The 12,860-nt window shown below is 69.1% G+C and carries 13 protein-coding genes; 5 read left to right on the top strand and 8 right to left on the bottom strand.

What is annotated here, in order from left to right; translation table 11 throughout:
* Positions 1 to 5: 5 nt before the first annotated feature.
* Together ACIBH2_RS21695 and ACIBH2_RS21690 are read right to left on the bottom strand one after the other, a co-directional pair.
* Positions 6 to 1,019 (bottom strand): methionine ABC transporter ATP-binding protein, encoded by a 1,014-nt coding sequence (locus ACIBH2_RS21695; protein ID WP_397120042.1) that lies wholly within the window; start codon positions 1,017 to 1,019, stop codon positions 6 to 8.
* Positions 1,016 to 1,927, bottom strand: a complete 912-nt coding sequence (locus tag ACIBH2_RS21690; protein ID WP_397120040.1) for a MetQ/NlpA family ABC transporter substrate-binding protein — start codon at positions 1,925 to 1,927, stop codon at positions 1,016 to 1,018. The genes ACIBH2_RS21695 and ACIBH2_RS21690 overlap by 4 nt, the downstream gene beginning before the upstream one ends.
* Positions 1,928 to 2,018: 91 nt before the next feature.
* Here ACIBH2_RS21690 and ACIBH2_RS21685 point away from each other — a divergent pair, with 91 nt between their 5' ends.
* Positions 2,019 to 2,882, top strand: coding sequence for a MetQ/NlpA family ABC transporter substrate-binding protein (locus ACIBH2_RS21685; RefSeq protein ID WP_397120038.1), 864 nt, complete (start codon positions 2,019 to 2,021; stop codon positions 2,880 to 2,882).
* A gap of 10 nt (positions 2,883 to 2,892) precedes the next feature.
* On the opposite strand, the gene ACIBH2_RS21680 is transcribed toward ACIBH2_RS21685, so the two are convergent.
* The 4 genes from ACIBH2_RS21680 to ACIBH2_RS21665 all read right to left on the bottom strand — a co-directional run bounded on the left by ACIBH2_RS21680 (position 2,893) and on the right by ACIBH2_RS21665 (position 6,727).
* Complete coding sequence (locus ACIBH2_RS21680; protein WP_397120036.1) at positions 2,893 to 3,792, bottom strand: hypothetical protein; 900 nt, start codon at positions 3,790 to 3,792, stop codon at positions 2,893 to 2,895.
* Between the two features lie 27 nt (positions 3,793 to 3,819).
* Entirely contained in the window at positions 3,820 to 4,671 is an 852-nt protein-coding gene (locus ACIBH2_RS21675) for a DUF4239 domain-containing protein (protein ID WP_397120034.1), read from the bottom strand.
* An 18-nt stretch (positions 4,672 to 4,689) separates the two neighbouring features.
* Entirely contained in the window at positions 4,690 to 6,030 is a 1,341-nt protein-coding gene (locus ACIBH2_RS21670) for a S1 family peptidase (protein ID WP_397120031.1), read from the bottom strand.
* A gap of 61 nt (positions 6,031 to 6,091) precedes the next feature.
* Complete coding sequence (locus ACIBH2_RS21665; protein ID WP_397120028.1) at positions 6,092 to 6,727, bottom strand: hypothetical protein; 636 nt, start codon at positions 6,725 to 6,727, stop codon at positions 6,092 to 6,094.
* A 149-nt stretch (positions 6,728 to 6,876) separates the two neighbouring features.
* On the opposite strand from ACIBH2_RS21665, the gene ACIBH2_RS21660 reads away from it, so the two are divergent.
* Entirely contained in the window at positions 6,877 to 8,007 is a 1,131-nt protein-coding gene (locus ACIBH2_RS21660) for a glycosyltransferase (RefSeq protein WP_397120026.1), read from the top strand.
* Here the strand turns inward: ACIBH2_RS21660 and ACIBH2_RS21655 are convergent, their stop codons facing one another.
* The gene (locus tag ACIBH2_RS21655) at positions 8,008 to 9,513 is read right to left on the bottom strand and encodes an amidohydrolase (RefSeq protein ID WP_397120023.1); all 1,506 of its coding nucleotides are present in this window, start codon (positions 9,511 to 9,513) and stop codon (positions 8,008 to 8,010) included.
* 187 nt (positions 9,514 to 9,700) lie between these two features.
* Between ACIBH2_RS21655 and ACIBH2_RS21650 the strand changes: the two genes are divergently transcribed.
* Both ACIBH2_RS21650 and ACIBH2_RS21645 read left to right on the top strand, forming a co-directional pair.
* The gene (locus ACIBH2_RS21650; RefSeq protein WP_397120021.1) at positions 9,701 to 10,243 is read left to right on the top strand and encodes a hypothetical protein; all 543 of its coding nucleotides are present in this window, start codon (positions 9,701 to 9,703) and stop codon (positions 10,241 to 10,243) included.
* Entirely contained in the window at positions 10,240 to 11,262 is a 1,023-nt protein-coding gene (locus ACIBH2_RS21645) for a PrsW family intramembrane metalloprotease (RefSeq protein WP_397120019.1), read from the top strand. The genes ACIBH2_RS21650 and ACIBH2_RS21645 overlap by 4 nt, the downstream gene beginning before the upstream one ends.
* Before the next feature lies 1 nt (position 11,263).
* Here the strand turns inward: ACIBH2_RS21645 and ACIBH2_RS21640 are convergent, their stop codons facing one another.
* Positions 11,264 to 12,286, bottom strand: a complete 1,023-nt coding sequence (locus tag ACIBH2_RS21640; protein ID WP_397120017.1) for an AraC family transcriptional regulator — start codon at positions 12,284 to 12,286, stop codon at positions 11,264 to 11,266.
* A 135-nt stretch (positions 12,287 to 12,421) separates the two neighbouring features.
* Here ACIBH2_RS21640 and ACIBH2_RS21635 point away from each other — a divergent pair, with 135 nt between their 5' ends.
* Positions 12,422 to 12,853 (top strand): SRPBCC family protein, encoded by a 432-nt coding sequence (locus tag ACIBH2_RS21635; protein ID WP_397120015.1) that lies wholly within the window; start codon positions 12,422 to 12,424, stop codon positions 12,851 to 12,853.
* Positions 12,854 to 12,860 lie beyond the last annotated feature (7 nt).

Genomic DNA, 12,860 nt, shown 5'->3' with positions numbered 1-12,860 from the left:
GGAGTTCACGCGCCCCTCCGTTCCAATTCGTCGACCACCGTGGCCACGGCGCCGTCGGGGCCGTCCAGGGCCAGGGTGACGCTGCCGAAGGTCTTGTCCTGCAAGGTGCTCACGCCGCCGTAGACGACCTCGACCCGCACCCCGCCGTGCGCGGCGGTGGCGAGGGCGTCACCGAGCCCGCGGTGGTCGTCGACATCGACGGTGACGAGCCGCCCGGCATGCCGGTCCGCCAGTCGCGCGAGCTCCTCGGCCCCGGGTCGGGTGCGCAGCACCGTCTCCACGAACGACCGGGTGGGCGCGGCCCGCGGCGCGGCGAACACGTCGAAGGTGTCGGCCAATTCGACAATGCGCCCCTCGGCCAGCACCGCCACCCGATCGGCCACCGCGCGAATCACGTCCATCTCGTGGGTGATGACCACGATGGTGATGCCGAGTTCGCGATTCACCTTGCGCAGCAGGCGAAGTACCTCACCCGTGGTCTCCGGGTCCAGGGCCGAGGTGGCCTCGTCGGCGAGCAGCAGTTTCGGTGAGGTGGCCAGTGCGCGAGCGATGCCCACGCGCTGTTTCTGCCCACCCGACAGCTGGTCCGGGTAACTGCGCGCCTTGTCCGACAACCCCACGAACTCCAGCAGTTCCGCCACCCGTGCCGCGCGGTCGGCGCGGGACCAGCCCGCCACCTTCAGCGGATATTCGACATTGCCGCGCACCGTGCGCGACCGGAACAGGTTGAACTGCTGGAACACCATGCCGATATCGCGACGCAGCCGCCGCACCTGGGACTCCGGCACCCCGGTGATGGGCGTGCCCGAGACGAGCACTGTGCCTGTGGTCGGCTTCTCCAGGGCGTTGATCAACCGCACCAGGGTGCTCTTGCCCGCCCCCGAATAGCCGATCACGCCGAAGATCTCACCCTGCTCGATGCGCAGGTCGATCCCCGCGAGCGCGGTGTGTTCCTGCCCGCCGACTCGGAAAACCTTGGAGACGGAACGGAATTCGACAGCGGCGGTCGAGTCGCTCACTTCTGCTCGCGAATGGTCTGCTGCACCCGCGACAGAATCTGTTCCAGGGCCGGACCGTCGCGGCGGACCTCGACCGCGGTGCCCTTCGAATTCTCCCGCACCTTCTGCTGCACGTCGGGGTCGTGGAAGATCTCCACCAGCTTCAGATAGGTCGGATCGGTCTTGTCCTCGGCGCGGGTGACGAAGGCGTTGATATAGGGCTCCGCCCCTGGGTCGTTCGGATCATCTTGGTACACCGCCGATTTCGGGTCGATGCCGGATTTCAGCAGGAAGGTGTTGTTGACGATCGACCCGTCCACGGAGTTCAGCGACAGCGCCGTCTGGGCGGCGTCGACCGGGGTCACCCGCACCCTGGAGGCAGCCTTGTCGATATCGGCGGGCGAGGGCGCGCGGGTCTCCGAGGAGAGCTTCACCAGCCCCGCCTTCCGCAGGACGAACAGCGCCCGCGCCTGATTGGTGGGGTCGTTGGGGATGGCGATCTCCGCACCCGCCGGGAAGTCCGCCACGGACGTGTACTTCTTCGAATACAGCCCCAGCGGCACGATCTGGGTCGCCCCGATCGGCGTCAGGTCCTCGTCGTTGGCCACGTTGTACTGCCCCAGGAATTGCAGGTGCTGAAAGAGATTCACATCGATCTGCCCCTGTGACAGTGCCGCGTTCGGCTGGGAGTAGTCGGAGTAGCGGGTGATCTTCAAGGTGATCCCCTGCTCTTTCGCCTTCTCCTCGAACACATCCCACTGGGGGTCGGTCTCGGTGGTCCCGATCCGCACCAAGGTGCCCGAGCTCTCCTCATCGCCGCACGCTGTCAGGGTGAGCGCCGCGGCCGCCGCCATCAGTACCGGGATCGCCAGTACCCGTCGGAAATTCACTCGTTCTCCCGAATTCTCGTCGCAATCGAACCCGGCCATGAAACGGCACGGGCTACCGCGCGGCAATGATTGCGATCCGGCCGAATGAAAGGCTCGCGCGCGACCGGCTCGTTCTCCTACCTTGGCGCGAATGCGAAAACTGCGCCGCTACCTGGCGATTCCCCTACTCTTCGCCATGACCCTGACGGCCGCCTGTGGCACGAGGCACGACGAGAACGTGGTGCGCATCGGTGTGAACGACCTCGCACTTGCGCACTGGGAGGTGTTCGAACGCAAGGCGGCCGAGGCCGGTATCGCGGTCGAGTTCACCAACTTCTCCGACTACAACCAGCCCAATCCCGCACTGCGGCAACGTCAGGTGGATCTCAACAAGTTCCAGCACGTGCGCTACCTGGCCAATTACAACGCCCGCAACAACGACACCCTGGTGCCGATCGGGGCGACCGAGATCTTCCCGCTCACGCTCTACTCGAAGAAGCACAAGGATGTGGCCGCCATCCCGGTGGGCGGGGAGATCACGCTCAGCAACAATCCCGCGAATCAGGTGCGGCCGCTGTTGAGTTTGGCCGCCGCCGGACTGATCGTGCTGAAGGGCGGCGCGACCTGGGATTCGAAGATCGAGGACGTCGACACCGCCGCGTCGCGGGTGCGGCTCACCACCATCGACCCGACCCTGACCGCGCAGTCCCTGGACAGTGTGGACGCCGCGTTCGTCGACGACACCTTCGCCGTTCCGGCCGGGCTGACCCAGCGGGAGGTCATCTACACCGACGACCCGAACCGTCCCGAGCTGAAGCAGTACATCAATATCTTCGCCGCCCGCGCCGAGGACAAGGACGATCCGATCCTGTTGCGGCTCACCGAGATCTACCACGACCCCGACGTGGAGGCCGCCATCCGGGCCGAATCCGGCTACGACGGGATCTTCAAGTACAACGACCGCGCCGACCTCCAGGCCACCGCGACCGAACTCGAGGCGAAGTTCTCGCGATAGCCGACGCGGTTCAGCCGCGCAGGATCTTGGCGGTCTTCACGCGGGCCGCGGCGATAATGCTGATGATCATGACCGTCATCATTTGCAGCACGGACCAGTCGCGCGAATCGGGCGGTGAAAGCGATTCGGGCGCAGGCGGTTCCGGAGGCGGCGGGACCGGCGGCACCGGCGGAACGAACTGGAGGGAAGGCAGCTCCGCCGGAGCGACCGGGACGGCCGCCGGGACCAGCGCGGGCGCTGGCCCGAGCCCGAGCGGAATCCCCGGCGGGTCCGGAACCGGGAGCAGCAGCAGGCAGGTGAGCAGCGCGCTGCCGAGCGCGGCGCTGCCCACCACGACGCTGCCCGCTCCGCCGCCGACCGAACCCGGGCCGATGAGCAGGCCGGGCACCAGCAGTCCCGACCCCGCCCCGACCCACCCGGAACCACTCGAACCCAAGCCCACCAACGCACTGCCCGTGGCCGATCCCAGCATCAGCGCGGCACTGCCGAGTACCGCGCTGCCGGTACAGGCGGTGAGCACACTGCCGGGTTCGAATCCCAGCAGCTCACCGGCGGTGCCACCGACCGGCTCCACCGTCGGTGATTCGACGGCGGCACTGCCGGTCTCCGCGACCCCGAGCTCGACACCTCCGCCGCGATACCCCGAACCCGTTGCGCCACCGCTGGATCCGAGATCCAGACCGGCCACGACCGGACCGCCGAGACCCAACTCGACCCCGCTGCTACCGGCCCCGGTCCCCGCCTCGGCGAGCCCGGGTGCCGCGCTTCCGCTGGCGATATCCACCGGCGGCCACGGCGGCGGGCCCGGATCCCCCAGTGCCACACCGGGTTGCACCGCCAGCAGCGTCAGCACCGAGACCGCACCGAAACCCCGTGCGGCCCTGCGCGTTCGCGTATCACCGATTCCCATCTGCGGACCCCTCGTCCCGTGCCGTCGCTAGCTGCCCGTTCCCGTATCGCCCGCCTGGTCGGCGAAGCGCGACAGGGTCAGTTCGAAGGCGTCCTTGGAGACCACGTTGCCGCCCGAGAAGGGACGGTCGAGCTGATAGACGGCGATGATCACGCCGCCGACGACGAGTCCGAACAGCGCGGTCATGATGACGCTCTTGCGGGTGACCACGACGCCGGAGAGCACGGTCGCGCTCAAGAGCATGGCCGTGGCCAACCACAATGCGATGTAGAGGAATCGGGGCATATGGTACTCGGCGTCCAAGGCGCGGTCGTAGCGCGCCTCCTCGACCGTGCCCAGTGCGGTGAGCATGCCGGTGCGAACCTCGGCCACCTGCGGGTCGGTCGCCGGTACGGCCGTCACGGCGGCGCCGAGCGCGTCGAGGCGCTGCTGGGCGTCGGCGCTGAGCCTGCCCTCCTCGTCCATGACCGCCCATTCGCGCGAGACCACCTCGTCGGTGTAGGCCTGCGCCAGTTCCTGGATCCTCGGCCCCTCGGCCCCGTCCAGTTCCCCTGCCGCCGCGTGGATTTCGAGCAGCGCCTTGGCCTCGTCCACGGTGTGCGCGTGCGCGTTGTCGTACTGCTGCCAGGCGATCACGACCACGAAGGCGACGACCGCCGCGAAGAACATGTTCACCAGATCCAGGACCAGGCCGTGCGAGGCCTCGTCGTCGCTCTGCCGCCAGCTGTCCGGCCGCAGCCGGTCACCGACCAGGAAGACGATGACCGCGATGACCGCGAACAGCATGGGCACCACGAGGGGGACGATGAGATCCTTCGCCATATAGGCGTATTCGCGGCCGCCGATCGCTCGGATTGCGCTCGCGGACCAACCGGTCACGAACGCACCGCGAACCGGTCAGTTGGTGCGCAGCGTCAATTCCGGATGCTCGGCCAGTACGGCGGCAATGGGCTGGGCCGACAAGCGCACCTGCGCCCCGAACGACCCGGCGGTGATCGGCTCGCGAATCGGACACTCGGTCAACGTCTCCGAGGTGACATTGCTGGAGATCCCGAGCGCCTTCGTCCCGGTGATGACCGGTCCGCCGCTGTCACCGGGCAGCGCGCAGATATCGGTCCGGAACAATCCCTTCACCTGCACCGGGGCCTGCCCGTGACCGCCCACGTCATTGGTCACGTCCACCTCGAGCACCACACCGCAGGTGTAGCCGGTGGTCGCGCCCGATTTGCACGCGGGTGCGCCCACCACCGGTATCGCGTGGCCGTCGAGTCGAATATCCGCCGCGCCCGGCTCCCGCACCGCCGCGCCGCCGAAGCGATCGCGCGCCGCGTCGGCGACCCGAATGAGCCCATAGTCCAGACCGCCGAACACCGACTTCTCGAACGCGCCCAGCGCCGCGCCGAAATCCTCGCCGGGAATCCATTCGTGCACCGCCGTGGCCTCCGGCGTCCCCGCCGCCTCCGCGGCCATATCGCAGTGTCCGGCGGTGATGTTCACCGGCGCTCCCGACCGGTCCACCGCGTGGAATCCGAGCGAGCAGTGCCCGAGCCGCCTGCCCTGATGTCCCACGTACGGATCGCCACCGGCCACCGCTCCGCTCGGCGTGCGCGGGGTGTTCTGCCAGTAGTCACGCGCCAGCGCTCCCGGCGGGGCGGCCAGGCTGCCGGATTCCGCGCTGCCACTGGGCAGCGGTTCGGCCACCGCCCGCGCCCGGACGATGACGTTCGCGGGGTCGATGTAGTCGGGCACGGTGATCTCTGCCCGGTCGGCCCAGACCACGATTCGATTGCCGACCAGATCGACGGCGACCCCGTGCACCACCCCGGCGACGGCGTCGCTCTGCTGTCCGAGCCACTCCTCGAACGCCGACTTCTGCTGCCCCAGCGTCGCCTCGGTCTTGGCGGCCGTGCGCACCGTCAAACCCGCTGCCGTGGCGGCTTTTCGAGCCTGCTCGGCCCCCTGCCCGGCGGTCAGCGCCGCGATCGGCGTGGCGTTCTCGAGCCACGCTCCGGCGAAGGCGCGCGGATAGCGCTGCCGCGCGTCCTCGGCGAACAGCGCCACCCGTTCGGCGAGTTGGGCGCGCCGGGTGAACTCCGCGACGCTGATGCCGAGATCGCGTTCGACCGCGGCGGCCAGCCCGACCGAGGGTGCGGGCTCCGCGCTCGCGATCACCGCGGGCATGGTCACCAGCAGGGCGGCCGTGGCAATCGCCGTGCGGCGCGAGCGCGATCGACACATGGCAGAGACTGTAAAGTCCGATTTGTGACCGCGGCCACAACACCGACGCGGGGTCGGCGTGTCATCGACCGCCCGGGTTGTCCGACCCTCGGAAGCAGACGGTCATCTGTCGCTGGTCCCAGCTGACGGCCACCGCGCCGTTCTGGTCGGTCGGGCACCGCGAGCCGTCGACGGTGTCGAGGAGGACGGCGGTCACCCGCACGACATGCTCGCCGGAGCTCGCGCAGTCGACCTTGGTGGGCTCGTCCATATTGGCGGTGTCGTAACACATTCCGACCCGCCAGTCGTAGGCCAGGCACAGGTGGTAGACGTAATTCCCGGCCCGGTCCTTGCGGCTGGCCTCCACCTTGTACAGCGGCCCGGTGCACGGCGCCGGACCCGTCTGCAACACCCGGTAGTTCGCCTCGAACGAGGTGCACTCGGCGGGTTCGGGCGGTTCGTCGGCGACCGGCGCGAGCGCCACACAGTCGCCGGGGCGCAACAGCGTCAGCGGGTCGGGTTCGACGGTGGTGGCCGCGGGGGCGGTGGTGCTCGGCGCGACCGCGGGCACCAGACCGGGTGAGGCCGCCACCGCGGTACCGGCGACCGTCGCGCCGCTCGGCAGTGCGCGCCCGATCACGGCGGTCATGCCCCCGACCGCCACCAGCCCCACGACGGCCAGCGCGATCAGTAAACGCCGTCTGTCTTTCGCGTCCATCGATGTCGATCCCCCTCCAGCCCAGCCAAGCTATCCCAGGCCGTCGAGGAGGGCAAAAGCTGTGCCGCCAGCCGGTATTTCGCTCGTGTTCACCTGGCGTTGGGCGCGGGGGTGCCACCGGTAACCCGAGGCCCTGCACGATCGGCGACGTGCGCATAGTTCAGCTGGCGAACTTCTACGGTCCGCGCTCTGGGGGTCTGCGTACCGCACTGCACCATCTGGGCGAGGGATATGTGGCGGCGGGCCACGAGGTGGTGTTGATCGTGCCCGGGGCGCGCCGCGGCGAGGAGATGCTGCCATCCGGCGTCCTGCGAATCACCGTGCCCGCACCGCGAATTCCGTTGACCGGCGGCTACCGGGCGGCCGATCCGCGACGGGTGGCCGATGTGCTGGCGGGGCTGCGGCCGGATGTGCTGGAGGTCTCGGATCGGTTGACGCTGCGGGGTTTCGGGCACTGGGCGCGGCAGCGTGATGTGGCGGGAGTGATGATCTCGCACGAGCGGTTGGACCGGCTGCTGGGCCAGGTGCTGCCGGGTCCGGCCGCCCGGCGGGCCGCCGATATGGCCAATCGCCGCACCGCCGCGAGCTACGACATGGTGGTCTGCACAACGGCTTTCGCGCGCGAGGAGTTCCAGCGCATCGACGCCGCCAATGTGGAGTTGGTGCCGCTGGGGGTGGATCTGGACCTGTTCAGCCCGCACCGCCACGACCGCGCGCTGCGCACCGATCTGGCCGCCGACGGCCTGCCGCTGCTGGTGCACTGCGGGCGGTTGTCGGTGGAGAAGCGGGTGGACCGCAGTATCGAGGCGGTGGGCACGCTGCGGCGCGAGGGTGTGGACGCGCGGTTGGTGGTGGCCGGTGACGGTCCGCGCCGGGACTCGTTGGAACGCCGCGCCCGCGCGATTCCGGCGCTGTCGGACGGTCGTTCGGCCGTGCACTTCACCGGATTCATCGACGACCGAACGGCGTTGGCGACACTGCTGGCCACCGCGGACGTCTCGCTCGCGCCCGGCCCGCACGAGACCTTCGGACTGGCCGCGCTCGAGGCGCTGGCCGCAGGCACCCCGGTGGTGGCGAGTCGCTCCTCCGCACTGGCCGATATCGTCACCGCCGACTGCGGCGCGGTCGCCGCCGACGATCCGCTCGCCTTCGCGGCGGCGGTCACCGATGTGCTGGCCCGACCGGCCGAGCAGCGCCGCCACGCGGCCCGCAGTCGCGCCGAACAGTTCACCTGGCCCGCCGCCGTGGCCGGAATGCTGGAGTTGCTCGGCTCGGTGTGATCAGCGCCGGTAGGTGAGCCTGCCCGCCAGATAGGTGCTGTGCACCGCGATATCGGCCAGCTCCTCGGGTGCCACGCTGTGCGGATCCGATTCCAGCACAACGAGATCGGCGTACTTGCCGGGGGTGATCGAACCGGTGATGTCGTCGGCGAAGAGCTGGTACGCGGCGTCGATGGTCTGGGCGCGAATGGCCTGGTCCAGATTGATGGCCTCCTCGGCGGCGAGCACCCGACCGGAGCGGGCGGTGCGGGTGATGGCGCAGGCCATATTGCGCAGCGGCTCCTCCGGGGTGACCGGGCTGTCGTTGTGGAAGGAGATGCGCACATCGGCCTCGAGCGCGGATCTGGCTCGCACACACTGTGTTTCGCACTCGGGCTCGGTGTCGCCCCAGTAGTAGAGGTGGTCCATGAACAGCGAGCAGGTGACGCCCAGCCGTCCGGCGCGCCGGTACTGTTCCGGGGTCATCGCACCGCAGTGCTCCAGGCGCAGCCGGTGGTCGTCGCGCGGATACTCGCGCAGCACCGAGTCGTACGCGTCGAGCACCACCTCGGTGGCGGTGTGATCGTCGGCGCGACAGGCGATCTGCCAGCCGTGCGGGTGGTAGGCGCGCACCATGGCGCGTAGTCGCTCGGCGGTCGCGGCCGTCGCGCCGCCGTCCACCCGGATCTTGATACCGATCTGGCGGAACAGATCGTCGCCGTTGTCGAGCGGGCAGATGGTCTCCAACCCGGGTGAGGAGATTTCGTAGAAACGGGTGCGCACCTTCGCCAGCCCGCGCCGGTACAGGCCAGCGGTGAGCACCCGCATCTCGTCGGCGAAACCCATATCGCCGCACAGGGTCACGCCCCGGGCGGCGAGGTGCTGATGTTCCTTGGCCAGCAGGCCGGAGTCGAGCTGCTCGCCCACGATCCGACCGACCAGCGCCAGAATCGCCGGTGTCCCATAGGCTTTCCCGGTTGGTCGCCCGAACCGGTCCCGGTCGAAGTGCCCGTCGGGCAGATCGGCCGCGTCGGCGCTCAATCCGGCCAAGGCCAAGGCCGCGGTGTTCGCCCAGGCCACGCGCCCCGAGTTCTGCCACATCACCAGCGGCCGACCGGGAGCCAGCTCGTCCAACCACTCCCGGGTGGGTTCGGGAAAACCGCTGTGCAGCACCGGATCCAGGCCGTAGCACAACAGCGGCCGGGTGCCACCCGCCGCCACCGCCGCGTGGACGGCGGTGCGCACCGCATCGGCCGAGCCGCACACCATGGGCCGGATATCGATGACCGACTCGCTGAACATGAGCTGGTCGCGGGCCGGATGGATGTGCGCCTCGACGAATCCCGGCATGAGGCAGCGCCCCGACAGTTCGATGACATCGGTGCCCGGACCGCGCATGCGCAGCAGCTCGCGCCCGCCGACGGCGTGGATACGGCCGTCCAGTACCGCCACGGCCGTCGCCCCTTCCGTCTCGGGGTCGACCGTGATGATCGAGCCGTCGGTGAAGATGAGATCGGGTGTATCCATCCAGCGCTCCTGAGGACCATTGCCATGCGGTAGCTACCGGCATCAGAATGCGCTGGCCTTTTCGGACACGCGGGAAAATCGCCCCAGATGTCCCGAGCAACCGCGTGTTGCTGGCGTGTCGCTCAATGGCAGGCGCTGGGCCGCGACAGAGAATCGGCGGTATCTGCCGATCAGAGGAGCACCCCGCATGAGCGCGCCGCCGCGTACCGGCCACGATGGGAAGCAGGCGGCCTTCGTCCTCGCCGCCGTCGCGGCCCTGCTCGCGATCCCGGCACTCATCGCGAATCGGGTGCCCGAGCGCGAGACGCTGGTCGAGGCCGGGACACGGCTCGCGGTGTCGGCGCCCGGCGAGGAACCCGACACCGTCACCTTCGCCGGAGTAGACGGCTGGGCCCAGCGTCCGACCGGCGATCCGGCCACGGCGGTCGTGCGGAGTCCGGAGGAGACGGTACTCATCGTCACCGTGGCCAATGGCGTCACCGACTTCCCGGCAGCGGCCGACTGGCGCTTGGAAGTGCTTGCGCTACAAGGCTTCGAGGGCGTGTTCGACGGCGGCCAGGTCCAGACCCCGAACGGTTTCGCCGGTCCCACCTGCCAGGGCGACGGACAGGCGGGGGTGTGCGCGATCGTCGGCAAGGACAATCTCGTGGTCACCCTGGCGCTCAGTGGCCGCACCGCCAGCTTCGATCAGCTCGCGCCCGTCCTGGAGACCCTGGCGGTCGAGCAGTGACCGCGCTGCGGCCGTCGTCGCTGCTGTTCTGGGTCTACCTCGTCCTGCTGCCCTTCGGCGTCTTCGCCGCGTTGGCGCAGCTGGCATCGACGCTGGCGCTGACCCTGGGCGATGTATTCGTGGCCATGCCGTTCACGCTCGCGACCCTGTTCGTCTTCGGCTGGCTGATTCTGCGGCTGGATCCGCTGCGCGCGCACCACCGCATGCGCCTGCCCCTGGCCATGGGTTTCCTGTGGGGCGGCCTGGTCGGTCCGGGGATCGCCATGTGGGCCAATGACCATGACATGCAAGCCATTCAGAATCTCGCCGGTGACGGCTTCGCCACCGATTGGGCGGCCCCGATCTCGGCCTCCATTGTCGAGGAGGGCATCAAGGGCCTGGGTGTCTTCACCGTCGCCTGGCTGGCGCGGCCGCTGCTGCGACGGCCCATGCACGGTCTGTTGCTCGGCGGTTTCACCGGTTTGGGGTTCCAGGTGGTGGAAGACCTGACCTACTCGGCGAATTCGAGTCTGAGCACCGCGCAGGGCGATGCGGTCGCGGCGCTGCAGGTGGGCCTGCTGCGCTTCGTCGTGGGCGTCACCTCGCACTGGATGTTCACCGCGCTGGCGGGTATAGGCATCGTGCTCGCCATCGCCCACCGCGAATGGTCCGGCGCGCGGCGCTTGCGGGTCTTCGCGCAGTTCTATCTGCTGGGCGCGGCCATGCATTTCGCCTGGGACGCACCGAGTCCGGAGAGTATCGACAGCATGGTGATCCTGGGCGGCAAGATGGTGCTCTACATCGTGATCTTCGCCGCCGTGTATCTCTGGGTGCGCCGCGATGAGCGCCGCTGGTTCCGGCGCGCCTCGGAAACCATTGCGGCACAGGGCATCGCCGCGTCCGAGGAATTGGCGACGCTCATTTCCCGTCGATCCCGCCGCCGGGCCCGCGCCGCGCTGCGCCGCCTCGGCGCTCCACCGCGCCGCGTCCTCGTTCACCGGCAGGGCCAGCTCCTCGATATGGTGCAGACCATCGGCTAGGTCAATCCCGGTGTCCGCGTGGCAGATACGAGCGCGGTGCGCTGCCGGTCCAGCGGCGGAAGGCGCGGGTGAAGGCACTGGGCTCGGAGAAGCCGAGGCGCTGTGACAGCGCCGCGATGGTTTCCGTGCCGCGGGTGAGGCTGTCGATGGCCGCGTCGCGCAGAATGCCCTCGCGGATCTCGCGAATGCTGGTGCCCTCCGCACGGAGTTTGCGGCGTAGCGTCTGCGGGCTCATGGCGAAGCGGGCCGCCAACTGTTCGGTGGTGGACCATTCGTGACCGATATCGCGGACCAGGACGCGCCGCACGCGGTCCGACAGCGAGATGCCGCCGTCACGACGGACGAGCAGGTCGGCGGGGGCGCGGTCGATGAACTGGTCGAGTTCGCTCTCGTCGCGGACCAGCGGGGTGGGCAGCACGGTGTTGTCGAGGACGACGGCCGCTCGGGGCACCTCGAAAACCATGGGCGCGCCGAAGATCAGGTCGTAGTCGTCGACATCCTCGGGTTCCGGATAGGGCACCTCCACGCGGCGCAGCGCGATACGGCGTCCGGTCGCCCACTCCAGCAGCCGGTGCCCCGTGGCCAGCATGGCGTCGACGAGCAGCGCGATGGGCCGGTCGAGCGGGTCGAGGTCCACCGCGAGCACGGTCTCCCCCGCCGATCGCGCCAGATACACCTCCGGGGTGCCCGGGATGACCTTGTTGAACTCGACGTAGCGTTCGAGCGCGGTCCCGATATTGTCCGCGGTGGCCAGCACGGCCGAGCCGACGAGCCGAAAGGTGCCGCGCGGCACCGCCATTCGCCCCAGCCCGAGGAGTTCGTCGTCGGTGACGGCCCACAGCTGCCGGATGAGCGCACTGGCCTGTTCGAGGGTGACCCGAGAACGCCCCTGCGCCAACAACACCGGTGAGATTCCGGCCGCCCGCATCATGGTGTCGATATCCCAGCCGCGGCGCAGCGCCAGGGCCACGAAGGACTGCACGCGCGCGATGGGCACCGTGTAGTCGGCGGTGCGCGCTGCCATCACCCCATTCTTCGCGCTCGGGACAGGCGAATGCGCGTTTCGGTCAAGAAAGTCGAGCGGTTGCGTCACTGGCGAATCGGTCCTCGGTTTCTAGCGTCGAGGCAGGGCACCGCTGCCCGAAAGGAGTTGCCCGCCATGGCGTCGACGCATGTGGAGAAGGAAATCCAGGCCCCGCTCGAGCGCGTCTGGGAGGTGGCGGGCGACCTGCGGCGCTGGGACGAGTGGAACACCCTGTTCACCGGTTGGAAGGGCGAACCGCCGGAGGTCCCCGAACCGGGTGATCGGCTGACCGCGGTCGTGACCGTCATAGGTATGTCCAATGCGGTCACGCTGACCGTCGAGGAGTACGAGCCGCACACGCGCGTCGCCCTGTCGGGCGGCGGTATGGCGGGCGCGAAGGTCACCCTCACCCTGTCGGTCGAGGAGCTCGACGACGGCACATTGCTGTCGACCGATGTGGATTTCGTCAGTCAGATGATGGTCGGCGCGATCGGCGCGGCGGTGGAGAAGGCCGCGCGCCAGGAGCTGAGCGCGTCGCTGGACCGCCTGGCCGCGCTCGTCGAATGAGAGGCGA

Origin of the sequence: Nocardia sp. NPDC050406 (genome assembly GCF_044459025.1) — a bacterium.
In the GTDB taxonomy this organism is placed as follows: domain Bacteria; phylum Actinomycetota; class Actinomycetes; order Mycobacteriales; family Mycobacteriaceae; genus Nocardia.
Note: the sequence above shows the minus strand (reverse complement) of the source record. Positions and strands in the feature narration are given on the sequence as shown.

Excerpts from the sequence above, each read along its gene's own strand:
- ACIBH2_RS21690 (WP_397120040.1), bottom strand. The coding sequence starts at position 1,927 with ATGGCCGGGTTCGATTGCGACGAGAATTCGGGAGAACGAGTGAATTTC.
- ACIBH2_RS21685 (WP_397120038.1), top strand. The coding sequence starts at position 2,019 with ATGCGAAAACTGCGCCGCTACCTGGCGATTCCCCTACTCTTCGCCATG.
- ACIBH2_RS21680 (WP_397120036.1), bottom strand. The coding sequence starts at position 3,792 with ATGGGAATCGGTGATACGCGAACGCGCAGGGCCGCACGGGGTTTCGGT.
- ACIBH2_RS21670 (WP_397120031.1), bottom strand. The coding sequence starts at position 6,030 with ATGTGTCGATCGCGCTCGCGCCGCACGGCGATTGCCACGGCCGCCCTG.
- ACIBH2_RS21665 (WP_397120028.1), bottom strand. The coding sequence starts at position 6,727 with ATGGACGCGAAAGACAGACGGCGTTTACTGATCGCGCTGGCCGTCGTG.
- ACIBH2_RS21655 (WP_397120023.1), bottom strand. The coding sequence starts at position 9,513 with ATGGATACACCCGATCTCATCTTCACCGACGGCTCGATCATCACGGTC.
- ACIBH2_RS21650 (WP_397120021.1), top strand. The coding sequence starts at position 9,701 with ATGAGCGCGCCGCCGCGTACCGGCCACGATGGGAAGCAGGCGGCCTTC.
- ACIBH2_RS21640 (WP_397120017.1), bottom strand. The coding sequence starts at position 12,286 with ATGGCAGCGCGCACCGCCGACTACACGGTGCCCATCGCGCGCGTGCAG.
- ACIBH2_RS21635 (WP_397120015.1), top strand. The coding sequence starts at position 12,422 with ATGGCGTCGACGCATGTGGAGAAGGAAATCCAGGCCCCGCTCGAGCGC.